The 23,558-nt window shown below is 68.5% G+C and carries 21 protein-coding genes; 3 read left to right on the forward strand and 18 right to left on the reverse strand.

The window, feature by feature from the left end:
- Nucleotides 1-112 precede the first annotated feature (112 nt).
- The 15 genes from recQ to ABT004_RS26470 form a co-directional block, all read right to left on the reverse strand.
- A complete protein-coding gene (gene recQ / locus ABT004_RS26400; RefSeq protein ID WP_451192253.1) occupies nucleotides 113-2,041 on the reverse strand; it encodes a DNA helicase RecQ in 1,929 nt (642 codons plus the stop codon).
- 186 nt (nucleotides 2,042-2,227) lie between these two features.
- Complete coding sequence (gene nuoN, locus ABT004_RS26405; protein ID WP_351341599.1) at nucleotides 2,228-3,892, reverse strand: NADH-quinone oxidoreductase subunit NuoN; 1,665 nt, start codon at nucleotides 3,890-3,892, stop codon at nucleotides 2,228-2,230.
- An 8-nt stretch (nucleotides 3,893-3,900) separates the two neighbouring features.
- Complete coding sequence (locus ABT004_RS26410) at nucleotides 3,901-5,475, reverse strand: NADH-quinone oxidoreductase subunit M (RefSeq protein ID WP_351341602.1); 1,575 nt, start codon at nucleotides 5,473-5,475, stop codon at nucleotides 3,901-3,903.
- Nucleotides 5,476-5,481: 6 nt separating this feature from the next.
- The gene (nuoL, locus tag ABT004_RS26415; RefSeq protein WP_351341605.1) at nucleotides 5,482-7,383 is read right to left on the reverse strand and encodes an NADH-quinone oxidoreductase subunit L; all 1,902 of its coding nucleotides are present in this window, start codon (nucleotides 7,381-7,383) and stop codon (nucleotides 5,482-5,484) included.
- Nucleotides 7,384-7,398: 15 nt separating this feature from the next.
- A complete protein-coding gene (nuoK, locus tag ABT004_RS26420; RefSeq protein ID WP_003974374.1) occupies nucleotides 7,399-7,698 on the reverse strand; it encodes an NADH-quinone oxidoreductase subunit NuoK in 300 nt (99 codons plus the stop codon).
- Complete coding sequence (locus ABT004_RS26425; RefSeq protein WP_351341606.1) at nucleotides 7,695-8,537, reverse strand: NADH-quinone oxidoreductase subunit J; 843 nt, start codon at nucleotides 8,535-8,537, stop codon at nucleotides 7,695-7,697. Before ABT004_RS26425 ends, nuoK begins: the two co-directional genes overlap by 4 nt.
- Nucleotides 8,534-9,157, reverse strand: coding sequence for an NADH-quinone oxidoreductase subunit NuoI (gene nuoI / locus ABT004_RS26430; protein WP_351341608.1), 624 nt, complete (start codon nucleotides 9,155-9,157; stop codon nucleotides 8,534-8,536). The genes ABT004_RS26425 and nuoI overlap by 4 nt, the downstream gene beginning before the upstream one ends.
- Nucleotides 9,150-10,523, reverse strand: a complete 1,374-nt coding sequence (gene nuoH / locus ABT004_RS26435) for an NADH-quinone oxidoreductase subunit NuoH (RefSeq protein WP_351341610.1) — start codon at nucleotides 10,521-10,523, stop codon at nucleotides 9,150-9,152. The genes nuoI and nuoH overlap by 8 nt, the downstream gene beginning before the upstream one ends.
- Complete coding sequence (locus ABT004_RS26440; protein WP_351341613.1) at nucleotides 10,520-13,021, reverse strand: NADH-quinone oxidoreductase subunit G; 2,502 nt, start codon at nucleotides 13,019-13,021, stop codon at nucleotides 10,520-10,522. Before ABT004_RS26440 ends, nuoH begins: the two co-directional genes overlap by 4 nt.
- Nucleotides 13,018-14,385 carry an NADH-quinone oxidoreductase subunit NuoF gene (nuoF, locus tag ABT004_RS26445; RefSeq protein ID WP_351341616.1) on the reverse strand — a complete coding sequence of 456 codons (1,368 nt, stop codon included), beginning with the start codon at nucleotides 14,383-14,385 and terminating at the stop codon, nucleotides 13,018-13,020. Before nuoF ends, ABT004_RS26440 begins: the two co-directional genes overlap by 4 nt.
- Nucleotides 14,385-15,245, reverse strand: coding sequence for an NADH-quinone oxidoreductase subunit NuoE (nuoE, locus tag ABT004_RS26450; protein ID WP_351341619.1), 861 nt, complete (start codon nucleotides 15,243-15,245; stop codon nucleotides 14,385-14,387). Before nuoE ends, nuoF begins: the two co-directional genes overlap by 1 nt.
- Nucleotides 15,242-16,582: an NADH-quinone oxidoreductase subunit D gene (locus ABT004_RS26455; protein WP_351341622.1), complete on the reverse strand. Its 1,341-nt coding sequence runs from the start codon at nucleotides 16,580-16,582 to the stop codon at nucleotides 15,242-15,244. Before ABT004_RS26455 ends, nuoE begins: the two co-directional genes overlap by 4 nt.
- Nucleotides 16,582-17,334, reverse strand: a complete 753-nt coding sequence (locus ABT004_RS26460; RefSeq protein WP_351341625.1) for an NADH-quinone oxidoreductase subunit C — start codon at nucleotides 17,332-17,334, stop codon at nucleotides 16,582-16,584. Before ABT004_RS26460 ends, ABT004_RS26455 begins: the two co-directional genes overlap by 1 nt.
- On the reverse strand, nucleotides 17,331-17,885 hold the full coding sequence (locus ABT004_RS26465) for a NuoB/complex I 20 kDa subunit family protein (RefSeq protein ID WP_016640165.1): 555 nt from the start codon (nucleotides 17,883-17,885) through the stop codon (nucleotides 17,331-17,333). The genes ABT004_RS26460 and ABT004_RS26465 overlap by 4 nt, the downstream gene beginning before the upstream one ends.
- A 34-nt stretch (nucleotides 17,886-17,919) precedes the next feature.
- Nucleotides 17,920-18,279 (reverse strand): NADH-quinone oxidoreductase subunit A, encoded by a 360-nt coding sequence (locus ABT004_RS26470; protein WP_007383963.1) that lies wholly within the window; start codon nucleotides 18,277-18,279, stop codon nucleotides 17,920-17,922.
- Between the two features lie 708 nt (nucleotides 18,280-18,987).
- Between ABT004_RS26470 and ABT004_RS26475 the strand changes: the two genes are divergently transcribed.
- Entirely contained in the window at nucleotides 18,988-19,818 is an 831-nt protein-coding gene (locus tag ABT004_RS26475; RefSeq protein WP_351341627.1) for a C40 family peptidase, read from the forward strand.
- A gap of 193 nt (nucleotides 19,819-20,011) precedes the next feature.
- Here ABT004_RS26475 and ABT004_RS26480 read toward each other — a convergent pair whose 3' ends face one another.
- Both ABT004_RS26480 and ABT004_RS26485 read right to left on the reverse strand, forming a co-directional pair.
- Entirely contained in the window at nucleotides 20,012-20,338 is a 327-nt protein-coding gene (locus ABT004_RS26480; RefSeq protein ID WP_351341630.1) for a putative quinol monooxygenase, read from the reverse strand.
- A gap of 19 nt (nucleotides 20,339-20,357) precedes the next feature.
- On the reverse strand, nucleotides 20,358-21,650 hold the full coding sequence (locus ABT004_RS26485; RefSeq protein WP_351341633.1) for a geranylgeranyl reductase family protein: 1,293 nt from the start codon (nucleotides 21,648-21,650) through the stop codon (nucleotides 20,358-20,360).
- Nucleotides 21,651-21,746: 96 nt separating this feature from the next.
- Here ABT004_RS26485 and ABT004_RS26490 point away from each other — a divergent pair, with 96 nt between their 5' ends.
- Both ABT004_RS26490 and ABT004_RS26495 read left to right on the forward strand, forming a co-directional pair.
- A complete protein-coding gene (locus ABT004_RS26490) occupies nucleotides 21,747-22,250 on the forward strand; it encodes a GNAT family N-acetyltransferase (protein ID WP_351341636.1) in 504 nt (167 codons plus the stop codon).
- A 188-nt stretch (nucleotides 22,251-22,438) separates the two neighbouring features.
- Entirely contained in the window at nucleotides 22,439-22,792 is a 354-nt protein-coding gene (locus tag ABT004_RS26495) for a PASTA domain-containing protein (protein WP_351341655.1), read from the forward strand.
- A gap of 42 nt (nucleotides 22,793-22,834) precedes the next feature.
- Here ABT004_RS26495 and ABT004_RS26500 read toward each other — a convergent pair whose 3' ends face one another.
- The gene (locus tag ABT004_RS26500) at nucleotides 22,835-23,530 is read right to left on the reverse strand and encodes a demethylmenaquinone methyltransferase (RefSeq protein ID WP_351341639.1); all 696 of its coding nucleotides are present in this window, start codon (nucleotides 23,528-23,530) and stop codon (nucleotides 22,835-22,837) included.
- Nucleotides 23,531-23,558 lie beyond the last annotated feature (28 nt).

The raw sequence follows: 23,558 nt of genomic DNA on the forward strand, positions 1-23,558 counted from the left end.
CGGGGCTTGATCTATCAAGCCCCGCCGGCGATTGAGGCGATCTTTCAAGCCCCTGCGGCGATTGAGCAGCGGGGTCCGGGGCAGAGCCCCGTGTCCGGGGGACGGCGCCGCATCACCAGTCGACATCCTCCGGGACGGGCTCGTACTGGTCGTCATGCGGCGGCTCATCAGGCCACGGCCCGTCATCCCGCACCGCCCCGGCGGACCCCCGCAACCCCGCCAAAACCCCCAGCACACCCTCGCCCCACGTCGCCAACTTCTTCTCCCCGACCCCACCGATCGTCCCCAACTGGGCCAGCGACGTGGGCTGTTGCAGCGCGATCTCACTGAGCGTCGCATTCTGGAAGATGACGTACGCCGGCACCCCGTGCTCCTTCGCCTGCGCCCCCCGCCAGGCCCGCAACGCCTCGAAGACCGGCGCCACCTCCGCCGGCAGCTCGACCGCGGGCGCCTTGGCCTTGCGCTCACGGGCCGCCGCCGCACGCGGCGCCGGCTTCGGCTCCTTGCGCAGCCGCACCTCCCGCTGCCGCCCCAGCACGGTGCCGCTCTCCTCGGTGAGCACCAGCGTCCCGTATTCGCCCTCGACCGCGATGAGCCCCTGCGCCAGCAACTGCCGTACGACGCCCCGCCATTCGGCCTCCGCCAGCTCCTCGCCGATCCCGAAGACGGACAGCTGATCGTGGTCGAACTGGATGACCTTGGCGCTGCGCTTGCCGAGCAGGATGTCGATGATCTGGCCCGCGCCGAACTTCTGCCGCCGCTCTCTCTCGAGGCGCACCACAGTCGAAAGGATCTTCTGCGCGGCGACCGTGCCGTCCCACGTCTCGGGCGGCGACAGGCAGGTGTCGCAGTTGCCGCAGGCCTCGGCGCCCTCCTGCCCGAAGTACGTGAGCAGCTGGGACCGGCGGCACTGTGCCGTCTCACACAGCGCCAGCATCGAGTCGAGGTGGGCGGAGGCGCGGCGCCGGAACGCCTCGTCCCCCTCGCCCATGTTGATCAGCTTCCGCTGCTGGACCACGTCCTGCAGCCCGTACGCCATCCACGCCGTCGACGGCAGTCCGTCACGCCCGGCGCGGCCGGTCTCCTGGTAATAGCCCTCGACGGACTTCGGCAGGTCGAGGTGCGCGACGAACCGGACGTCCGGCTTGTCGATGCCCATGCCGAACGCGATGGTCGCGCAGACGATGAGGCCCTCCTCGCGCAGAAACCGCGACTGGTGCCTCGCACGCGTGCCCGCGTCCAGGCCCGCGTGGTACGGCACCGCCTCGATCCCGTTGCGACTGAGGAACTCGGCCGTCGCCTCCACGGACTTGCGGGACAGGCAGTACACGATGCCCGCGTCGCCCTCGTGCTCCTGCTGGAGGAAGCCGAGCAGCTGCTTCTTCGGGTCCGCCTTGCCGATGATCCGGTACTGGATGTTGGGCCGGTCGAAGCTCGCCACGAAGTGCTTGGCGTCCGGCATGCCCAGACGCTGGGTGATCTCCTCGTGCGTGGCATGCGTCGCCGTCGCGGTCAGGGCGAGGCGCGGCACGTCCGGCCAGTTCCGGCCGAGCACCGACAGGGACAGATAGTCGGGACGGAAGTCGTGGCCCCACTGGGCGACACAGTGCGCCTCGTCGATCGCGAAGAGGGAGATCTTGCCGCGCGACAGCAGCCTGAGCGTGGAGTCGAGACGCAACCGCTCCGGCGCCAGATAGAGCAGGTCGAGCTCGCCCGCGAGGAACTCCGCCTCCACCAGGCGGCGCTCCTCGAAGTCCTGCGTCGAGTTCATGAACCCGGCGCGCACCCCGAGCGCCCGCAGCGCGTCCACCTGGTCCTGCATCAGCGCGATCAGGGGCGAGACGACGATTCCCGTGCCGGCCCTCACCAGCGCCGGGATCTGGTAGCACAGCGACTTGCCGCCACCAGTCGGCATGAGCACGACGGCGTCCCCACCGCCCACCACGTGATCGATGATCGCTTCCTGCTCACCGCGGAAGGCGTCGTACCCGAAGACCCGGTGGAGCGTGGCTAGCGCCTCGCTCCCGGTCACCTCGCTCATACCCTGTGTCCCGTCCATCGCCCTGTCCCCGTGCGTCCAGCTCGTCTCGACTTCTCCAGTAACGATAGGGGTCCGGACCGACACCCCGGAAAGTTATCCACAGGCTGGGGGCATTCCCGGGACATATGGAGGCCCGGCCCCCTCCCAGGGACCGGGCCTCGACCACGCGCGACGGCGGCGGTACCGCTACCGCACGAACACCCCGGCCTGGCCCGCCAGGTCCAGGAAGTACTGCGGCGCGAGCCCCAGCACGATGGTGACCGCGACGCCCACCCCGATCGTCGTCATGGTCAGCGGCGACGGCACGGCCACGGTCGGCCCGTCCGCCTTCGGCTCGCTGAAGAACATGAGGACGATCACGCGGATGTAGAAGAACGCGGCGATCGCCGAGGACACGACACCGACCACGACGAGCGCACCCGCGCCACCCTCGGCCGCCGCCTTGAACACGGCGAACTTGCCCGCGAACCCGGAGGTGAGCGGGATACCGGCGAAGGCCAGCAGGAACACCGCGAAGACCGCAGCCACCAGCGGCGATCTGCGCCCGAGCCCCGCCCACTTCGACAGGTGCGTCGCCTCGCCCCCCGCGTCGCGCACCAGTGTCACCACGGCGAAGGCACCGATGGTCACGAAGGAGTACGCGCCCAGGTAGAAGAGGACGGACGAGACACCTTCGGGCGTCGTCGCGATGACACCGGCCAGGATGAAGCCGGCGTGCGCGATCGAGGAGTACGCGAGGAGTCGCTTGATGTCGGTCTGCGTGATCGCGACGATCGCGCCGCCCAGCATCGTGACGATGGCGATGGCCCACATGACAGGACGCCAGTCCCAGCGCATCCCCGGCAGGACGACGTAGAGCAGACGCAGCAGCGCGCCGAAGGCCGCGACCTTCGTGGCCGCCGCCATGAACCCGGTCACCGGCGTCGGCGCGCCCTGGTACACGTCCGGCGTCCACATGTGGAACGGCACGGCGCCGACCTTGAACAGCAGGCCCATGCCGACCAGCGCCATGCCGATGAGCAGCAGCGCGTCGTTGCCCATGGTGTCGGCGAGGGCCGGGTCCACGTTCTGGATCGAGCCGTCGACGACGCTCGCGATCGTGGCGTACGAGACGGAGCCCGCGTAGCCGTACAGGAGCGCGATGCCGAACAGGGTGAAGGCGGACGCGAAGGCGCCGAGCAGGAAGTACTTGACCGCGGCCTCCTGCGACATGAGCCGCTTGCGGCGGGCCACGGCGCACAGCAGGTACAGCGGGAGCGAGAAGACTTCCAGGGCGATGAACAGCGTCAGCAGGTCGTTCGCCGCGGGGAAGACCAGCATGCCGCCGATCGCGAAGAGCGCCAGAGGGAACACCTCGGTGGTGGTGAACCCGGCCTTTATGGCCGCCTTTTCGCTGTCACTGCCGGGCACGGAGGCGGCCTGCGCGGCGAACGAGTCGACGCGGTTGCCGTGTGCCTCCGGGTCGAGCCGCCGCTCGGCGAACGTGAAGATCGCGACGATCCCGGACAGCAGGATGACCCCTTGGAGGAACAGCGCCGGGCCGTCCACGGCGATCGCGCCCATGGCCGCGATGTGTGCCTTCGTCGTCCCGTATCCGCCGGCCGCGAGCCCCACGACCGCCGCGAAGGCGGCCGCGAGCGCGACGACGGCGAGGAACACCTGCACGTAATAGCGGGAGCGGCGCGGCACGAAGGCCTCGACCAGGATCCCCAGGACGGCGGCACCGATGACGATCAAGGTCGGCGACAATTGCGCGTACTCGATCTTCGGGGCGTCGATCTTGGAGATCCCCTCTTGAACGGGCCCCGCGGCCACCGTTGTCCACAGGCTGTGGACAGAAGAAGCACTCACCAGTGCACTCATTTGTGAGCCGCCTCCACTTCCGGCTTCGGGTCCTTCTTGTGGACGTCGGACAGGGTGTGCTTGACCGCCGGGTTCACCAGCTCGGTGAGCGGCTTCGGGTAGACGCCGAGGAAGATCAGTACGCCGATCAGCGGGACCACGACCGCGAGCTCACGCACCCGCAGGTCCGCGATGCCCTGGGTCGACGGCTTCACCGGGCCCGTCATGGTGCGCTGGTAGAGGACCAGCGTGTAGAGCGCGGCGAGCACGATGCCGAAGGTGGCGATGATGCCGATCACCGGGTAGCGCGTGAACGTGCCGACCAGGACCAGGAATTCGCTCACGAAGGGCGCGAGACCCGGTAGCGAGAGGGTGGCGAGGGAACCGATCAGGAACGTACCGGCGAGCACCGGGGCGACCTTCTGCACGCCTCCGTAGTCCGTGATGAGCCGCGAGCCGCGCCGCGAGATCAGGAAGCCGGCGACCAGCATCAGCGCCGCCGTCGAGATCCCGTGGTTGACCATGTAGAGCGTCGCGCCGGACTGGCCCTGGCTGGTCATCGCGAAGATGCCCATGATGATGAAGCCGAAGTGCGAGATCGACGCGTAGGCGATCAGGCGCTTGATGTCGCGCTGGCCGACCGCGACCAGCGCGCCGTAGACGATGCTGATCAAGGCGAGCACCAGGATCGCGGGCGTCGCCCACTTGCTCGCCTCCGGGAACAGCTGGAGGCAGAAGCGGAGCATCGCGAACGTGCCGACCTTGTCGACAACTGCCGTGATCAGTACGGCGACCGGGGTGGTGGCCTCCCCCATCGCGTTCGGCAGCCAGGTGTGCAGCGGCCACAGCGGGGCCTTCACCGCGAAGGCGAAGAAGAAGCCCAGGAAGAGCAGGCGCTCGGTGTTGGTCGCCATGTCGAGCGAGCCGCTCGCGCGGGCTTCCGCGATCTCCGAGAGCGAGAAGGTCCCGGCCACTACGTAGAGGCCGATGACGGCCGCCAGCATGATGAGGCCGCCGACCAGGTTGTAGAGGAGGAACTTGACGGCCGCGTACGAGCGTTGGGTCGCGGCCTCCTTCTCGCCGTGCGGGCCCGCCCGGTCCCCGAAGCCGCCGATGAGGAAGTACATCGGGATGAGCATGGCTTCGAAGAAGATGTAGAACACGAAGACGTCGGTGGCCGCGAAGGAGATGATCACCATCGCCTCGACGAGGAGGATCAGGGCGAAGAAGCCCTGCGTCGGCCGCCACCGTGTGTTCCCGGTCTCCTGCGGGTCGGCGTCGTGCCAGCCCGCGAGGATCACGAACGGGATCAACAGCGCGGTCAGCGCGATGAGCGCCACCCCGATGCCGTCCACACCCAGCTCGTAGCGGACCCCGAAGTCGGCGATCCACGCGTGGGATTCGGTGAGTTGGAAGCGTCCGCCGCCCGGGTCGAAGCGGACGGCGACCACCGCCGCGAGGACCAGAGTGGCAGCTGAGAACAACAGCGCGAGCCACTTGGCCGCGGTGCGCTGCTTCGCCGGAACCGCGGCCGTGGCGATCGCGCCCACGGCCGGCAGTACCGCCGTCGCTGTCAGAAGAGGAAAGGACATCGGGTATCAGACCGCCCTCATCAGCAGGGTCACCGCGGCGATGAGCGCCGCGCCGCCGAACATCGAGACGGCGTACGAGCGCACGTAGCCGTTCTGGAGTTTGCGCAGCCGACCGGAGAGGCCGCCGACCGAGGCCGCCGTCCCGTTGACCACCCCGTCGACCAGGGTGTGGTCGACGTATACGAGGGAGCGCGTCAGGTGCTCGCCACCGCGCACCAGGACGACATGGTTGAAGTCGTCCTGGAGCAGGTCACGCCGTGCGGCGCGGGTGAGCAGCGAGCCGCGCGGGGCGACGACGGGAACCTCGCGGCGCCCGTACTGGACCCAGGCGAGACCCACGCCGATCACCAGGCACACCATGGTGGCTCCGGTGACCACGCCCGCGCTGATGGGCGCGTGCCCGTGGTCGTGCCCGGTGACGGGCTCCAGCCAGTGCAGGAAACGGTCCCCGATGGAGAAGAAGCCACCGGCGAAGACCGAGCCGACCGCGAGCACGATCATCGGGATCGTCATGGAGGACGGGGACTCGTGCGGGTGCGGCTCATGGCCGTCAGCGTCCGGCTGCCAGCGCTTCTCGCCGAAGAACGTCATGATCATCACGCGCGTCATGTAGAAGGCGGTGATGGCCGCGCCCAGGAGGGCGACGCCCCCGAGGATCCAGCCTTCCGTACCGCCCTTGGCGAACGCCGCCTCGATGATCTTGTCCTTGGAGAAGAAGCCGGACAGACCCGGGAAACCGATGATCGCCAGATACCCGAGCCCGAACGTCACGAAGGTGACCGGCATGTACTTCCGCAGGCCGCCGAACTTCCTCATGTCGACCTCGTCGTTCATGCCGTGCATGACCGAACCGGCGCCGAGGAACAGCCCCGCCTTGAAGAAGCCGTGCGTCACCAGGTGCATGATCGCGAACACATAGCCGATGGGGCCGAGGCCCGCGGCGAGGATCATGTAGCCGATCTGCGACATCGTCGAGCCGGCCAGCGCCTTCTTGATGTCGTCCTTGGCGCAACCGACGATCGCACCGAACAGCAGCGTGACCGCGCCGACGATGGTGACCACCAACTGCGCGTCGGGCGCCGCGTTGAAGATCGCGCCGGAGCGGACGATCAGGTAGACCCCCGCGGTCACCATGGTCGCGGCGTGGATGAGGGCCGAGACCGGGGTTGGGCCCTCCATCGCGTCCCCGAGCCAGGACTGCAGCGGGACCTGCGCCGACTTGCCGCACGCGGCGAGCAACAGCATCAGGCCGATCGCCGTCAGCTTGCCTTCACCGGTGTCACCGACGCTGTCGAGGACGGGCTTGAAGGCGAACGTCCCGAACGTCGTGAACATCAGCATGATCGCGATCGACAGACCCATGTCGCCGACGCGGTTGACCAGGAACGCCTTCTTCGCGGCCGTGGCCGCGCTCGGCTTGTGCTGCCAGAAGCCGATGAGCAGGTACGAGGCGAGGCCCACACCCTCCCAGCCGACGTACAGGAGCAGGTAGTTGTCGGCGACGACCAGGAGGAGCATCGCCGCGACGAACAGGTTCAGGTAGCCGAAGAAGCGGCGGCGCCGCTCGTCGTGCTCCATGTAGCCGATCGAGTACAGGTGGATCAGCGTGCCCACACCGGAGATCAGCAGGACGAACGTCATCGACAGCTGGTCCAGCTGGAAGGCGACGTCCGCCTGGAAACCCTCGACGGGGATCCAGCTGAACAGGTGCTGGCTGAGCGTGCGGTCCTCGGGGCCCCTGCCGAGCATGTCGGTGAAGAGCACGACGGCGACCACGAAGGAGACGGCCGCGAGCAGCGTGCCGAGCAGATGACCCACCCGGTCCAACGCCCGCCCACCGCACAGCAGTACGGCCGCTCCGAGCAGTGGCGCTGCGACGAGCAGCGCGATCAGGTTCTCTGAGTTCATCGGTTCAGCGACCCCTTACAGCTTCATCAGGCTGGCGTCGTCGACCGAGGCCGAGTGGCGGGAACGGAACAGCGACACGATGATCGCGAGCCCGACCACGACCTCCGCGGCGGCGACGACCATCGTGAAGAACGCGATGATCTGCCCGTCGAGATTGCCGTGCATCCGGGAGAACGCGACGAACGCGAGGTTGCACGCGTTCAGCATCAGCTCGATGCACATGAACACGACGATCGCGTTCCGCCTGATGAGCACGCCGGTGGCGCCGATCGTGAACAACAGGGCGGCGAGATACAGGTAGTTGACCGGATTCACTTCGACGCCTCCTCGGCCCGGTCGCGGTCCGAGCGCTCCAGGCGGTCGGACGACCGCTGCTCCAGAGCCTTCAGATCACTCATCGCCTCACCGGAGACATCCCGGATCTGACCGCGCTCGCGCAGCGTCTGCATGACCGTGAGCTCCGAGGGGGTGCCGTCGGGCAGCAGTCCCGCGACGTCCACCGCGTTGTGCCGGGCGTAGACGCCCGGGGCGGGCAGCGGCGGGAGGTGCTTGCCCTCGCGCACCCGCTCCTCGGCCATCTCGCGCTGTGTCTTGGCCCGTTCGGTGCGCTCGCGGTGCGTGAGCACCATCGCGCCGACCGTGGCCGTGATCAGCAGGGCGCCGGTGATCTCGAAGGCGAAGACGTACTTGGTGAAGATGAGGGACGCCAGGCCCTCCACGTTCCCCCCGGCGTTCGCCTTGCCCAGTCCGTTGAACCGCGTCAGCGAGGCCTGTCCGATCCCCGCGATGAGCAGCACACCGAAGCCGAGCCCGCACAGGGCGGCGAGCCAGCGCTGCCCCTTGATGGTCTCCGTCAGGGAGTCCGCCGCGGTGACGCCGACGAGCATCACCACGAAGAGGAACAGCATCATGATCGCGCCCGTGTAGACGACGATCTGCACGATGCCCAGGAAGTACGCCCCGTTGGCCAGGTAGAAGATCGCCAGGATGATCATGGTGCCGGCCAGGCACAGGGCGCTGTGCACGGCCTTCTTCATCAGGATCGTGCACAGGGCGCCGATGACGGCGACCGTGCCGAGAATCCAGAACTGGAAGGCCTCACCGGTGGAGGTGCCCGCGGCGAGCGTGGCCGCCTCGGCGAGCCGCGCGCTCATACGTCCACCTCCTCGGCGTCCTCGGAGGGCTTCTCGCCCTTGGAGACGGCCACTTGGCGCTCCGTGCCGGGCGCCGCCTCGGTGACGAGACCCCGGTAGTAGTCCTGCTCGTCCGTGCCGGGGAAGATCGAGTGCGGGCTTTCGACCATGCCCTCGTCGAGCCCGGCGAGCAGCTGCTCCTTGGTGTAGATGAGGTTGGCGCGGCTGCTGTCGGCCAGCTCGAACTCGTTCGTCATCGTCAGCGCGCGCGTGGGGCACGCCTCGATGCACAGTCCGCACAGAATGCAGCGCGCGTAGTTGATCTGGTAGACGCGGCCGTAGCGCTCACCCGGCGAGTAACGCTCCTCCTCCGTGTTGTCCGCGCCCTCCACGTAGATCGCGTCCGCCGGGCAGGCCCAGGCGCACAACTCGCAGCCGATGCACTTCTCCAGGCCGTCCGGATGGCGGTTGAGCTGGTGCCTGCCGTGGAAGCGGGGAGCAGTGGTCTTCGGTTGCTCCGGGTACTGCTCGGTCAGCCGCTTCTTGAACATGGCCTTGAAGGTCACACCGAAGCCGGCGACGGGGTTCTGGAACCCCGGCTCTGTGTCCTTCTGGTGGCCGGAGTCGGTCTCTTCAGCCATCGGACGCCTCCTTTCCTTCGCGAGATCCGCCGAGCGACTCGTCACTCTGAGTATCGGGGCCACCACTGACAATCAGCTCCCGCTCCCGGCGGGAACGCCTGCGCGGCACGGGTGGCGGCGTCTGTCCTGGCAACGGCGGCACGGGGAATCCGCCCGCCATCGGGTCGAAGGCGGCGGGCTCTTCGGCGGCCTCCCGCTGCTTGGCCCCGCGATCGCGGAAGATGTCCACGACGAACGACAGGAGCAGGATCACAAGGATCGCGGCGCCGACGTACAGGGCGATGGAGGCGAAGTCGTAGTTCTCGTTGCGCAGCGTCCGCACGGTCGCCACCAGCATCAGCCACACCACGGAGACCGGGATGAGGACCTTCCAGCCGAGCTTCATCAGCTGGTCGTAGCGGACACGAGGCAGCGTGCCGCGCAGCCAGATGAAGAAGAACAGCAGCAGCTGGACCTTGATGACGAACCAGAGCATCGGCCACCAGCCGTGGTTCGCGCCCTCCCAGAACGTGGAGACCGGCCACGGTGCGCGCCAGCCGCCCAGGAAGAGCGTCACGGACACCGCCGAGACCGTCACCATGTTCACGTACTCGGCGAGCATGAACATCGCGAACTTGATGGACGAGTACTCGGTGTTGAAGCCGCCGACGAGGTCGCCCTCGGACTCCGGCATGTCGAACGGGGCGCGGTTCGTCTCGCCGACCATCGTCACGATGTAGATCAGGAACGAGACCGGCAGCAGCACGATGTACCAGCGGTCGTGCTGCTGGGCGACGATCTCCGAGGTCGACATCGAGCCCGAGTAGAGGAACACCGAGGCGAAGGCCGCGCCCATCGCGATCTCGTACGAGATCATCTGCGCGCAGGACCGCAAGCCGCCGAGCAGCGGATACGTCGACCCGGACGACCAGCCCGCGAGGACGATGCCGTAGATGCCGACGGAGGCGACCGCGAGGATGTAGAGCATCGCGATCGGCAGGTCGGTGAGCTGCATCGTCGTGCGGTGGCCGAAGATCGAGACCTCGTTGCCCGCGGGGCCGAACGGGATCACGGCGATCGCCATGAAGGCGGGGATCGCAGCGATGACCGGCGCAAGGACGTAGACCACCTTGTCGGCCCGCTTGACGATCACGTCTTCTTTGAGCATCAGCTTGATGCCGTCGGCGAGCGACTGGAGCATGCCCCAGGGGCCGTGCCGGTTCGGACCGATGCGCAGCTGCATCCAGGCGACGACCTTGCGCTCCCACACGATGGAGAACAGGACCGTCACCATCAGGAAGGCGAAGCAGAAGACCGCCTTGACGACGACGAGCCACCAGGGGTCGCGGCCGAACATCGACAGGTCTTCCAACGCGAGTGGGTTCATGACTGCACCTCCGGGACTCCGGCGGCGACGGCCGGGCCGATCTTCACCAGGTCACCGGGGACGGCCCCGGTGTCCGAAGCGACGCCGCCGCCCTCGGAGTTGAGCGGCAGCCACACGACGCGGTCGGGCATCTCGGTGACCTGGAGCGGGAACGCGACGCTGCCGAGCGCCCCGGTGACCGTCAGTACGTCGCCGTCCTTCACGCCCGCCTCGGCGGCGGTCGTGGCGGACACGCGCGCGTGGGCGGCGTGCCGGGTCCCGGCGAGCGCGTCGTCGCCCTCCTGGAGGCGGCCCTGGTCCAGCAGTAGCCGGTGTCCTGCGAGGACGGCCTCTCCGGAGGAGGGGCTCGGCAGCTGACCTGTCGTCTCCAGGGGCTCGGTCGCGTGCGGGCCTTCCCAGTTGCCGAGGCGGTCCAACTCGCCGCGCAGCGAGCGCAGATCGGGGAGCCCCAAGTGGACGTCCATGGCGTCCGCCACCATCTGCAGCACGCGCGCGTCCGTGGGCGCGACGCGCCGCGTCATCTGGTCGGGCTTCAGCGCCGCCTCGAACATCCGGGCGCGGCCCTCCCAGTTGAGGAACGTGCCCGCCTTCTCGGCGACCGCGGCCACCGGAAGGACGACGTCGGCGTGGTCGGCGACCTCGCTGGGCCGCTGCTCAAGGGAGATCAGGAACCCCACCTCGTGAAGGGCTTCACGCGCGCGTGCCGGGGACGGCAGGTCGGCGACCTCGACCCCGGCCACCACAAGCGCCCCCAGTTCGCCGGTGGCCGCGGCCTCCACGATCTGCCCGGTGTCCCGCCCGAAGCGGTGCGGCAGTTCGGCCACGCCCCAGGCTGCGGCGACCTGGTCCCGCGCGCGCGAGTCGGTCGCGGGCCTGCCGCCCGGCAGCAGCGAGGGCAGCGCGCCCGCCTCGACGGCGCCGCGCTCACCGGCCCGCCGCGGGATCCACACCAGCTCGGCCCCGGTCGCGGAAGCGGCCCGTACGGCGGCGGTGAGCCCGCCCGTCACGGACGCGACCCGCTCACCGACGACGATCACGGCGCCTTCGCCGCGCAGCGCCTGCGCGGCGTCCGCTCCCCCGTCCTCGAGGCCGACCCCGGAGGCCAGCGCGTCCAGCCACTCGGGCTCGGTGCCGGGAGCGGCCGGCAGCAGCGTGCCACCCGCCTTCTCCAGGCCGCGCGTCGCATACGTAGAGAGCGAGTAGACCTTCTGCCCGTGTCCCCGCCACGCCTTGCGGAGCTTGAGGAAGACGCCGGGCGCCTCCTCCTCCGACTCGAACCCGACGAGGAGTACGGCCGGAGCCTTCTCCAGCTTCGTGTACGTGACCCCGCTGCCGTCCAGGTCGCGACCGCGACCGGCGACGCGTGCCGCCAGGAAGTCGGCCTCCTCGCTGCTGTGCACGCGCGCGCGGAAGTCGATGTCGTTCGTGTCGAGGGCGATGCGCGTGAACTTGCTGTACGCGTACGCGTCCTCGACCGTGAGCCGGCCACCGGTGAGCACGCCGGTGCGGCCGCGGGCGGCGGCGAGCCCGCGCGCGGCAGTCTCCAGCGCCTCAGGCCAGGAAGCGGGCCGCAGTTCACCGCTCTCCGCGTCCCGTACGAGGGGGTGGGTGAGCCGGTCGGGCTTCTGCGCGTAGCGGAAGCCGAAGCGGCCCTTGTCGCAGACCCACTCCTCGTTGACCTCGGGGTCGTTGGCCGCGAGGCGGCGCATGACCTTGCCGCGCCGGTGGTCGGTACGGGTCGCGCAGCCGCCCGCGCAGTGCTCGCACACACTCGGCGACGACACGAGGTCGAAGGGCCGGGAGCGGAATCGGTACGCCGCCGAGGTCAGCGCGCCGACCGGGCAGATCTGGATCGTGTTCCCGGAGAAGTACGACTCGAAGGGGTCGCCCTCACCCGTGCCGACCTGCTGGAGCGCGCCGCGCTCGATCAGCTCGATCATCGGGTCGCCCGCGATCTGGTTGGAGAACCGGGTGCAGCGGGCGCACAGCACGCACCGCTCGCGGTCGAGCAGCACCTGCTTCGAGATCGGCACCGGCTTCTCGTAGGTGCGCTTCTTGCCCTCGAAACGCGAGTCGGCCTGGCCGTGCGACATGGCCTGGTTCTGCAACGGGCACTCGCCGCCCTTGTCACAGACCGGACAGTCGAGGGGGTGGTTGATGAGCAGCAGCTCCATGACCCCCTTCTGCGCCTTCTCGGCGACCGGGGAGGAGAGCTGACTCTTGACCACCATGCCGTCGGTGCAGGTGATGGTGCAGGACGCCATCGGCTTGCGCTGGCCCTCCACCTCCACGATGCACTGCCGGCAGGCGCCCGCCGGGTCCAGCAGCGGGTGGTCGCAGAAGCGCGGGATCTCGATGCCGAGCATCTCGGCGGCCCGGATGACCAGGGTCCCCTTGGGGACGCTGATCTCGATGCCGTCGATGGTGAGGGAGACGAGGTCCTCGGGCGGAACAGCCGCCTCGCCGCCCCCGGAGGGAGCGTTGGTCGTGACGGTCACGCGTTCACCTCCGTGCGGTGCTTGTCGCCCCGGCCTGCCCAGAGCGTGGACTTGGCCGGGTCGAAGGGGCAGGCCTTGCCCGTGATGTGCTGCTCGTACTCCTCGCGGAAGTACTTGAGCGAGGAGAAGATCGGCGAGGCGGCGCCGTCGCCGAGGGCGCAGAACGACTTGCCGTTGATGTTGTCGGCGATGTCGTTCAGCTTGTCGAGGTCGGACATGGTGCCCTTGCCGGCCTCGATGTCTCGGAGCAACTGCACGAGCCAGTACGTGCCTTCACGGCACGGCGTGCACTTGCCGCAGGACTCGTGGGCGTAGAACTCGGTCCACCTTGTGACCGCGCGCACAACGCAGGTCGTCTCGTCGAAGCACTGCAGCGCCTTGGTGCCGAGCATCGATCCGGCGGCGCCGACACCCTCGTAGTCCAGGGGCACATCGAGGTGCTCCTCGGTGAACATCGGGGTCGAACTGCCGCCCGGGGTCCAGAACTTGAGGCGGTGGCCCGGCCGCATGCCGCCGCTCATGTCGAGCAGCTGACGCAGTGTGACGCCGAGCGGGGCCTCGTACTGGCCGGGGCTCACGACGTGGCCGCTGAGCGAGTAGAGCGTGAAGCCGGGTGACTTCTCGCTCCCCATCGATTTGAACCAGTCCTTCCCCCGATTGATGATTGCGGGAACCGACGCGATGGACTCGACGTTGTTCACCACAGTGGGGCACGCGTAGAGGCCCGCGACGGCAGGGAAGGGGGGACGGAGTCGCGGCTGACCACGGCGGCCCTCGAGCGAGTCCAGGAGTGCGGTCTCCTCACCACAGATGTACGCGCCCGCGCCGGCGTGCACGGTGAGTTCAAGGTTGAGACCGGACCCGAGGATGTTCTGCCCGAGATACCCCGCGGCGTAGGCCTCGCGCACGGCCTCGTGCAAGCGCCGCAGTACGGGGACCACTTCACCCCGAAGGTAGATGAACGCGTGCTCCGAACGGATCGCGTAACAGGCGATCACGATGCCCTCAATGAGGCTGTGCGGATTGGCGTAGAGGAGCGGGATGTCCTTGCAGGTCCCCGGCTCCGATTCGTCGGCGTTGACAACTAGATAGTGCGGCTTGCCGTCTCCCTGCGGGATGAACTGCCACTTCATCCCCGTCGGGAATCCGGCGCCACCACGCCCGCGGAGCCCCGCGTCCTTCACATACGCGATCAGGTCGTCCGGTGCCATGGCGAGGGCCTTGCGCAGCCCCTCGTATCCCTCGTGCCGGCGGTACACATCCAAAGACCAGGACTTGTCCTGGTCCCAGAAGGCCGACAGGACCGGAGAGAGCAGCTTCTCCGGGCTGGTGTCGTTGTTCTCGATCTCGGCTGCCAAGGTCATCACTCCCCCTCCTCGGCGGTCGGTCCCGCTGGGTGCTGCGGGTCGGAGGCCGACGTGTCCTGCGGCGCGTCGTGCGAGCTCAAGTGCTCGGTGGGCGAAGGGTCGTGGGCCGGATCGCCCTCGACGTTCTCGGCGCGCGGGTGGACCACGCGCGCGGGCTCCGTCTCGCCCTTGGCCAGGCGGAGCCCGATCAGCGAGGCGGGCCCCGCGCTGCCACCCGCCTCGACGGCACCGGCACGCTCGTCGGGGAAGCCGGCCAGGATGCGCGCGGTCTCCTTGAAGGTGCACAAGGGAGCCCCGCGCGTGGGTGACACCTCCGACCCCGCGCGCAGATCGTCGACGAGCTGCTTGGCGGTGTCGGGCGTCTGGTTGTCGAAGAACTCCCAGTTGACCATCACCACGGGAGCAAAATCACAAGCGGCATTGCACTCGATGTGCTCCAGCGTGATTTTACCGTCGTCCGTCGTCCCGTTGTTGCCGACGCCGAGGTGCTCCTGGAGCGACTCGAAGATGGCGTCGCCACCCATGACGGCGCACAACGTGTTGGTGCAGACGCCCACCTGGTAGTCGCCGCTCGGCTTCCTGCGGTACATCGTGTAGAAGGTCGCGACGGCCGTGACCTCGGCGGTGGTCAGGCCGAGCATGTCCGCGCAGAACTGCATTCCGGTCCGCGTGACGTGCCCCTCCTCCGACTGCACGAGGTGCAGCAGCGGAAGCAGCGCCGAGCGGGAGCCGGGGTAGCGGGAGATGACCTCCTTCGCGTCGGCCTCCAGGCGGGTTCGGACGTCGTCCGGGTACGCGGGCGCGGGCAGTTGTGGCATGCCCAGACTCACGCCCTGCTCCGAAGAACTGGTGGTCACCGGTCGACGCCTCCCATCACGGGGTCGATGGACGCGACGGCGACGATGACGTCGGCGACCTGGCCGCCCTCGCACATCGCCGCCATGGCCTGAAGGTTGGTGAAGGACGGGTCGCGGAAGTGGACCCTGAACGGGCGGGTGCCGCCGTCGGACACGGCGTGCACACCCAGTTCGCCCTTGGGCGACTCCACGGCCGTGTACGTCTGTCCCGGTGGGACGCGGAAGCCCTCGGTCACCAGCTTGAAGTGGTGGATGAGGGCCTCCATGGAGGTGCCCATGATGTTCTTGATGTGGTCGAGCGAGTTGCCGAGACCGTCCGGTCCGAGGGCCAGTTGGGCGGGCCAGGCGATCTTCTTGTCGCCGACCATGACCGGACCCGGCTCCAGCCGGTCCAGGCACTGTTCGACGATGCGCAGCGACTGGCGCATCTCCTCCAGGCGGATCAGGAAGCGCCCGTAGGAGTCGCAGGTGTCGGCGGTCGGGATGTCGAATTCGTAGTTCTCGTAGCCGCAGTACGGCTGCGCCTTGCGCAGGTCGTGCGGCAGGCCGGCGGATCGCAGCACAGGACCTGTGGCGCCGAGGGCCATGCAGCCCGCGAGGTCGAGGTAGCCGACGTCCTGCATACGGGCCTTGAAGATGGGGTTCCCGGTGGCGAGCTTGTCGTACTCGGGAAGGTTCTTCTTCATCTTCTTCACGAACTCGCGGAGCTGGTCCACCGCGCCGGGTGGCAGGTCCTGGGCGAGTCCGCCGGGCCGGACGAACGCGTGGTTCATCCGCAGGCCGGTGATCAACTCGAAGACGTCGAGAACGAGTTCACGATCGCGGAATCCGTAGATCATGATCGTGGTCGCGCCGAGCTCCATGCCGCCGGTGGCGATGGCCACCAGGTGCGAGGACATCCGGTTCAGCTCCATGAGGAGCACGCGGATGATGCTGGCGCGGTCCGGGATCTCGCCCTCGATACCGAGGAGCTTCTCGACGCCGAGGCAGTACGCCGTCTCGTTGTAGAACGGCGTCAGGTAGTCCATGCGCGTCACGAACGTGGTGCCCTGGGTCCACGTGCGGTACTCGAGGTTCTTCTCGATGCCGGTGTGGAGGTAGCCGATGCCGCAGCGGGCCTCGGTGACGGTCTCGCCGTCGATCTCCAGGATCAGGCGCAGCACCCCGTGCGTGGAGGGGTGTTGGGGCCCCATGTTGACGATGATGCGCTCGTCGTCGGACTTGGCCGCCGCCTGGGCGACCTCGTCCCAGTCACCTCCGGTGACCGTGTAGACGGTGCCTTCGGTGGTCTCGCGTGGGGAGGCGGAGGCAGAGGGAGCAGAAGGAGTGGAAGACATCAGCTGTACGACCTCCGCTGGTCCGGAGCCGGGATCTGGGCGCCCTTGTACTCGACGGGGATGCCGCCGAGGGGATAGTCCTTGCGCTGCGGGAAGCCCTGCCAGTCGTCCGGCATCATGATCCGCGTCAGCGCGGGGTGGCCGTCGAAGACGAGACCGAAGAAGTCGTACGCCTCGCGCTCGTGCCAGTCGTTCGTCGGATACACCGGGACCAGCGACGGCACGTGCGGGTCCGCGTCGGGCGCGGAGACCTCGAGGCGGATCAGCCGGTTGTGGGTGATCGAGCGCAGGTGGTAGACGGCGTGCAGTTCGCGGCCCTTGTCCTCCGGGTAGTGCACCACCGAGACCCCCGTGCACAGTTCGAAGCGCAGGGCCGGGTCGTCGCGCAGGGTGCGGGCGACGCGGACCAGGTGCTCGCGCTCGATGTGGAAGGTGAGCTCGTCGCGGTCGACGACCGTCTTGTCGATGGCGTTCTCGGGGACGAGGCCCTGCTCCTCCAGGGCGCCCTCCAGCTCGTCCGCCACCTCGTCGAACCAACCGCCGTAGGGGCGGGAGGATTCACCGGGCAGCCGGACCGGGCGGACGAGGCCGCCGTAGCCGGAGGTGTCACCGCCGTTGTTGGCGCCGAACATGCCGCGCTGGACGCGGATCTCCTCGCCCTGGTCGCCGCGCTGCCCTGGAAGGTTGGAAGCGCTGAGGTCCTTTTCGGGGTTGACCCCGTTCGATCCCTTGTCGCTGTGCGCGTCGCTCACCGCAGCAGCCCCTTCATCTCGATCGTCGGGAGCGCCTTGAGCGCCGCTTCCTCCGCCTCGCGGGCCGCCTCCTCGGCGTTCACGCCGAGCTTGGAGGTCTGGATCTTCTGATGGAGCTTGAGGATCGCGTCCATCAGCATCTCGGGCCGGGGCGGGCAGCCGGGCAGATAGATGTCGACCGGGACGACATGGTCGACGCCCTGCACGATCGCGTAGTTGTTGAACATCCCGCCGGACGATGCGCAGACGCCCATGGAGATGACCCACTTGGGGTTCGGCATCTGGTCATAGACCTGGCGCAGGACGGGCGCCATCTTCTGGCTCACCCGCCCGGCCACGATCATCAGGTCCGCCTGGCGGGGCGATCCCCGGAAGACTTCCATCCCGAACCGCGCCAGGTCGTAGCGGCCCGCGCCCGTCGTCATCATTTCGATGGCGCAACAGGCGAGCCCGAACGTGGCAGGGAATACGGACGACTTGCGCACCCAGCCCGCGGCCTGCTCGACGGTGGTCAGCAGGAATCCGCTCGGCAGCTTTTCTTCGAGTCCCATTGGTCTGTGGCTCCTGGTCTCCCCTATACGGGGCTCAGTCCCATTCCAGGCCGCCGCGCCGCCATACGTACGCGTACGCGACGAAGACGGTGAGCACGAAGAGCAGCATCTCTACGAGCCCGAACACCCCTAGGGCGTCGAAGGTGACGGCCCAGGGGTAGAGAAAGACGATCTCGATGTCGAAGACGATGAAGAGCATCGCCGTCAGGTAGTACTTGATGGGGAAGCGCCCGCCACCGGCCGGCGTGGGGGTCGGCTCGATCCCGCACTCATAGGCTTCAAGCTTGGCCCGGTTGTACCGCTTTGGACCGATAAGCGTGGCCATGACCACGGAGAAGATCGCAAAGCCTGCCCCGAGGGCTCCCAGTACGAGGATCGGCGCATACGCGTTCACGCTCCTCGCTCCTCTCAGTCGGCACTGACTGGCGGTTGCATGAGCTCGCGCCCCCGCCCCCCACGTCCCGCGAACAGTCGAAGATCGCCTACATGTGAAGCGGGTCACAAGCCCAACTTGCCCCGCATCCTATGCCTGCAACTCTGTGATCTGCGACACGGGGTGCGCCAACTACTTTGTGATCTCCACCACCTGACGAAGGATCATGAAGTCGGATGAGCAGTGATCTTCACACGCGAAGCACCTGAGTGATCACCAGTGGTGACATCTTGACGCGTTACCCCTGGTCGGAGAGGCGTGCCCACTATCAAGACGTGGAGATCGCAAGCAAATTGGTGCTGGACGCGGTTGGCTGATAGTGGACGCCGTTCACACGTGAGGGGGAGGGGTGTGAATGGAAGTGGACGCGAGTTGTGTCCATCGCGTGTGCATCGCATCCCCTAGGGGTCCACTTGTGACCTGCGTCACGCGGCTACCGCACCGTCAGAAACCGGGCTTGGCCAACTGCCTCAACGGGTGGTAAGCGTCGGGCAATTCGGGCGTATTGCAGAAAACCAATGCTCAGGGCCACCCAAGGGGCTGTCCGCTTTGACCGTTACGGCGTCAATAAAGCCTGTCGGGCCCGGGTTTCGACCCCCCTGCTCCACAACTGTGGCGCACCACACGTTTCTTGAAGGGATCGGGGAGGCCCTGATACCGGTTGGTCTCATGTCCCACACCGCTCACATACCCAGCCACCGGAAGCCCCGCAACAGCGCCTCGAAGAAGGCCCTGCGCGCCGGAGTTACCGGTGGCGTCCTCAGCACCCTGGCGATCGCTGGTGCGGCTGGTTCGGCCAGCGCGGCCGAGCCCGTCACTCAGACCATCGAGATGCCCACGCTCACGACCGACCTCTCCTCCCAGGTCGCCCAGTCCGCGGACGCCACCCAGCAGGCCGCGGCCAACTACCAGGTCCAGGCCGAGCGCGACGCCGCCTTCGACAAGGCCGCGGACCAGGCGAAGAAGGACCAGGTCGCCGCCGAGAAGAAGGCCGAGGCCAAGAAGAAGGCCGAAGCGAAGGCGAAGGCCGAGGCCGCCGCCAAGCGCGAGGCCGCCGAGAAGGCCGCCGCCTCCCGCTCCAGCGAGCGCACCACGCTGCAGGCGACCACCTCGTCCGCCTCCTCGGAGGCCCCCGCCCCGGCCAGCGGCTCCGCCGCCGCTGTCGTGTCGTTCGTCAAGGCGCACATCGGTGACGCCTACGTGTCCGGTGGCACGGGCTCCAGCTCCTGGGACTGCTCGGGTCTCGTGCAGGCCGCGTACAAGCAGGCCGGAATCGACCTGCCGCGCGTCTCGCAGGACCAGTCGACGCAGGGCACCCAGGTCGGCCTGGGCAACCTGCAGGCCGGCGACATCCTCTACTGGGGCGGCGCCGGCAGCGCCTACCACGTCGCGATCTACGTGGGCGGCGGCAACTTCGTCGGCGCGCAGAACTCCTCCACCGGTGTGGTCGAGAAGCCGCTCTCCTACGACCAGCCGACCGGCGCGGTGCGCGTTCTCTGAGCCTCTCCGAGGCTCCGTGACCTTCCGGGTCCCCCGGGAGCCCTGCGGTACTCAAAGGCGGCACACAGCCGCCTGAGGCCCCTTGAGGGCTTCACCACGTGCACGGCCGAAGGCCGCCGCTCCCCCTACGGGGTGCGGCGGCCTTCGGTGTTTGTCCGGAAAAACCGGGACAGTGCTGCGGAGGAATCGCAGCTCAGGCCTGCGGGGAGAGCTCGCCCATCTCGCCCCAACCCTCGTTCGGGATCTCGGCGTTGATGATCTCCGGGGTGGCGGCGATGAGCGGAGCCATGGTCTCCATGCCGGCCTTGAAGTGGTCGGAGTTGACGTGCACGGCGCCCGCGGCGGCGTCGCGGAAGCCCTCCAGGATGACGAACTGGTTCGGGTCGTCGACGCTGCGCGACCAGTCGTAGAAGAGGTTGCCCTCCTCGGCTCGGGTGGCCTCGGTGAACGCGGCGGTCTTCTCCAGCCACGTGTCGGCGTGCTCGGGGCGGACGGTGAACTTCACGGCGATGAAAATCATGGGTCCACCCTGGCATCGCTCAGGACTTCGGCGCGACCTTGGTCAGCCCGTTGATGACCCGGTCCATCGCGTCGCCGCCCGTCGGGTCCGTCAGGTTCGCCAGCATCTTCAGCGTGAACTTCATCAGCATCGGGTGGGTCAGACCGCGCTGCGTCGCGATCTTCATGACCTTCGGGTTGCCGATGAGCTTCACGAAGGCGCGGCCCATCGTGTAGTAGCCGCCGTAGGTGTCCTTGAGGACCTTCGGGTAGCGCTGGAGGGCCAGTTCACGCTGGGAGTCGGTGGCACGCGCGTGGGCCTGCACGATGACGTCGGCCGCGATCTGGCCGGACTCCATGGCGTACGCGATGCCCTCGCCGTTGAACGGGTTGACCAGGCCGCCCGCGTCACCGACCAGGAGCAGGCCCTTGGTGTAGTGCGGCTGGCGGTTGAAGGCCATGGGGAGGGCGGCGCCACGGATCGGCATCGTCATGTTGTCCGGGGTGTACCCCCAGTCCTCGGGCATCGACGCGCACCAGGCCTTCAGGACCTCGCGCCAGTCCAACTCGCGGAAGGCCTTCGAGGAGTTCAGGATGCCGAGGCCCACGTTGGACGTGCCGTCGCCCATGCCGAAGATCCAGCCGTAGCCGGGCAGCAGCCGGTCCTCGGCGCCGCGCCGGTCCCACAGCTCCAGCCAGGACTCCAGGTAGTCGTCGTCGTGGCGCGGCGACGTGAAGTACGTACGGACGGCGACGCCCATGGGGCGGTCCTCGCGGCGGTGCAGGCCCATCGCGAGCGACAGGCGCGTGGAGTTGCCGTCGGCCGCGACCACCAGCGGGGCGTGGAACGTGACGGGGGTCTTCTCCTCGCCCATCTTCGCGTGCACGCCCGTGATGCGGCCCGTGCGCTCGTCGATGATCGGGGCGCCGACATTGCACCGCTCGTACAGGCGGGCGCCGCCCTTCTGGGCCTGCCGCGCGAGCTGCTCGTCGAAGTCGTCGCGCTTGCGGACCAGGCCGTAGTCCGGGTACGAGGCGAGGTCGGGCCAGTCGAGCTGGAGGCGGACGCCGCCGCCGATGATGCGCAGGCCCTTGTTGCGCAGCCAGCCGGCCTCCTCGGAGATGTCGATCCCCATGGAGACGAGCTGCTTGGTGGCGCGCGGCGTGAGGCCGTCGCCGCAGACCTTCTCGCGCGGGAAGGCGGTCTTCTCCAGCAACAGGACGTCGAGGCCGGCCTTGGCCAGGTAGTAGGCGGTCGTCGAACCGGCAGGTCCGGCCCCGACGACGATCACGTCCGCGCTGTGCTCGGACAAGGGCTTCGGCTGCTCGGTCACGGCGGGTTCTCCCCAGGCTCGAAAACAGTGTGCCGTCCGGCACGGACATGGGCAGTCTATTCAGCGACCGTGACCACTCAGCCGAAGGGCCAGCCCATGAGTCGAGTTCTGCCCGCCGTGGATCTGCGCGTCCCCACCCATGAGGACGCGCTCGCCTGGCACAGGGTGTTCGACCACCCCGAGGTCATGGAGTTCCACGGAGGCGCGTCGGCGGAGCTCTCGGTGTACGAGGAGCTGACCGCGCGGCAGCGCAGACACGAGGCGGAGCACGGTTTCTGCCTGTGGACGATGACCGACGGCGCGGGAGACGTCATCGGGTTCACGGGCGCGCAGCCCTGGCCGGGCACCTGGGGTCCGGTGGGCGAGATCGAGATCGGCTGGCGGCTCGGGCGCGCGTACTGGGGGCAGGGGTACGCGACGGCGGCGGCGGGCCTGACGCTGGATCAGGTGCGGGCGGCGGGTCTGCCCAGCGTCGTCGCGATGGTGGACGCCCGCAACGAGCGCTCGATCGCGGTGACCCGGCGGCTCGGCATGGAACTGGCCGAGACGTTCGTGACGCCGACCGGTAAGCAAGGGCACTGCTTCCGTCTGGAGCTCTGACCCCGCTCGCGGGACGCTGCCTCGGCCTGGAATTCCGACCCGTCCCTCCAGAGCACTGCCTCCGTCTGAGCCCCTGATCCGGTCCGCCGGGGCGCTGACCGGACCTTCCGGACCCCACACCCCGAGGGCTACCCTTCCGGTACCTCCTGGGGGTGACATCTGTGGTGAAGACACCCAAGACGCCCAAGATGCCGGATGCCGGGCCGCCGGACGTGCCGGTGCCGAAGCTCGTCGGCCTGATGGCGGTCGACGCGCGGCAGACGGCGCGCGAGCACGGCGTGCTGATCGTGGCGGCGGACCGGTACGACGTCGACCGGGTGGTGGTGGAGTACGTGGTGCGCCAGTACCCGCTGCCCGGCGTCGAGGTGCCGCGGGACGCCGTCGTCACGGTGTGGTTCGACCTCGGTGAGGGCGAGGGCGGTGGCGGCGCGGGCGTGCGCGTGCCGCGGGCGCCGGGGCCGCGGGGTGGCGGCATGCGCAGGGAGCTCGGCGAACCGGACGAGCCGCCCACACGCACCGGGTCGTTCAGCCGGTGCCCGTGAGGCGGTCCGTGCCCGTGCAGCCGGCGTGCCCGTGAGCCCGGGTCAGGCCTTCTTGTAGCCCCGGTGCAGCGTGACGATGCCGCCGGTGAGGTCCCGCCAGGCCACCTGCTGCCAGCCGACGTTCTGCATCAGCGCGGCGAGTTCGGGCTGCGTGGGCCAGGCGCGGATGGACTCGGCGAGGTAGACGTACGCGTCCGGGTTCGAGGACACCGCGCGCGCGACCGGAGGCAGGGCGCGCATCAGGTACTCGGTGTAGACGGTGCGGAAGGGGGCCCACGTCGGGTGGCTGAACTCGCAGATGACGACGCGGCCGCCCGGCTTGGTGACGCGGTGCAGCTCGCTCAGCGCGACCTCGGTCTCCTGGATGTTGCGCAACCCGAAGGAGATGGTCACGGCGTCGAACGTGTCGTCCTTGAACGGCAGTTTCGTGCCGTCGCCCGCCGTGAACGGCATCCACGGGTGGCGCTGCTTGCCCACGCGCAGCATGCCGAGGGAGAAGTCGCAGGGCACGACGTACGCGCCGGCCTGCACGAAGGGCTGCGAGGAGGTGGCGGTGCCGGCCGCGAGGTCGAGGACCTTCTGCGCGGGGCGTGCGGCGACGGCCTTGGCGACCTCCTTGCGCCACAGCCGGGTCTGTCCCAGGGACAGCACGTCGTTGGTGAGGTCGTACTTCTCCGCCACGTCGTCGAACATCGAGGCGACTTCGTGGGGCTGCTTGTCCAGGGATGCACGGGTCACCCGGCCATTGTGGCAGCCCATGGCCGGT

This window comes from Streptomyces sp. NPDC002790 (assembly GCF_040295505.1).
Classification (GTDB): domain Bacteria; phylum Actinomycetota; class Actinomycetes; order Streptomycetales; family Streptomycetaceae; genus Streptomyces.

Coding starts and splice junctions, on each gene's coding strand:
- ABT004_RS26455 (WP_351341622.1), bottom strand. CDS start 16,582: ATGTCTTCCACTCCTTCTGCTCCCTCTGCCTCCGCCTCCCCACGCGAG.
- ABT004_RS26410 (WP_351341602.1), bottom strand. CDS start 5,475: ATGTCCTTTCCTCTTCTGACAGCGACGGCGGTACTGCCGGCCGTGGGC.
- ABT004_RS26425 (WP_351341606.1), bottom strand. CDS start 8,537: ATGAGCGCGCGGCTCGCCGAGGCGGCCACGCTCGCCGCGGGCACCTCC.
- nuoF (WP_351341616.1), bottom strand. CDS start 14,385: ATGACCTTGGCAGCCGAGATCGAGAACAACGACACCAGCCCGGAGAAG.
- ABT004_RS26465 (WP_016640165.1), bottom strand. CDS start 17,885: ATGGGACTCGAAGAAAAGCTGCCGAGCGGATTCCTGCTGACCACCGTC.
- ABT004_RS26495 (WP_351341655.1), top strand. CDS start 22,439: ATGCCGGATGCCGGGCCGCCGGACGTGCCGGTGCCGAAGCTCGTCGGC.
- ABT004_RS26480 (WP_351341630.1), bottom strand. CDS start 20,338: ATGATTTTCATCGCCGTGAAGTTCACCGTCCGCCCCGAGCACGCCGAC.
- ABT004_RS26475 (WP_351341627.1), top strand. CDS start 18,988: ATGTCCCACACCGCTCACATACCCAGCCACCGGAAGCCCCGCAACAGC.
- nuoI (WP_351341608.1), bottom strand. CDS start 9,157: ATGGCTGAAGAGACCGACTCCGGCCACCAGAAGGACACAGAGCCGGGG.
- nuoH (WP_351341610.1), bottom strand. CDS start 10,523: ATGAACCCACTCGCGTTGGAAGACCTGTCGATGTTCGGCCGCGACCCC.
- ABT004_RS26490 (WP_351341636.1), top strand. CDS start 21,747: ATGAGTCGAGTTCTGCCCGCCGTGGATCTGCGCGTCCCCACCCATGAG.
- nuoL (WP_351341605.1), bottom strand. CDS start 7,383: ATGAACTCAGAGAACCTGATCGCGCTGCTCGTCGCAGCGCCACTGCTC.
- recQ (WP_451192253.1), bottom strand. CDS start 2,041: ATGAGCGAGGTGACCGGGAGCGAGGCGCTAGCCACGCTCCACCGGGTC.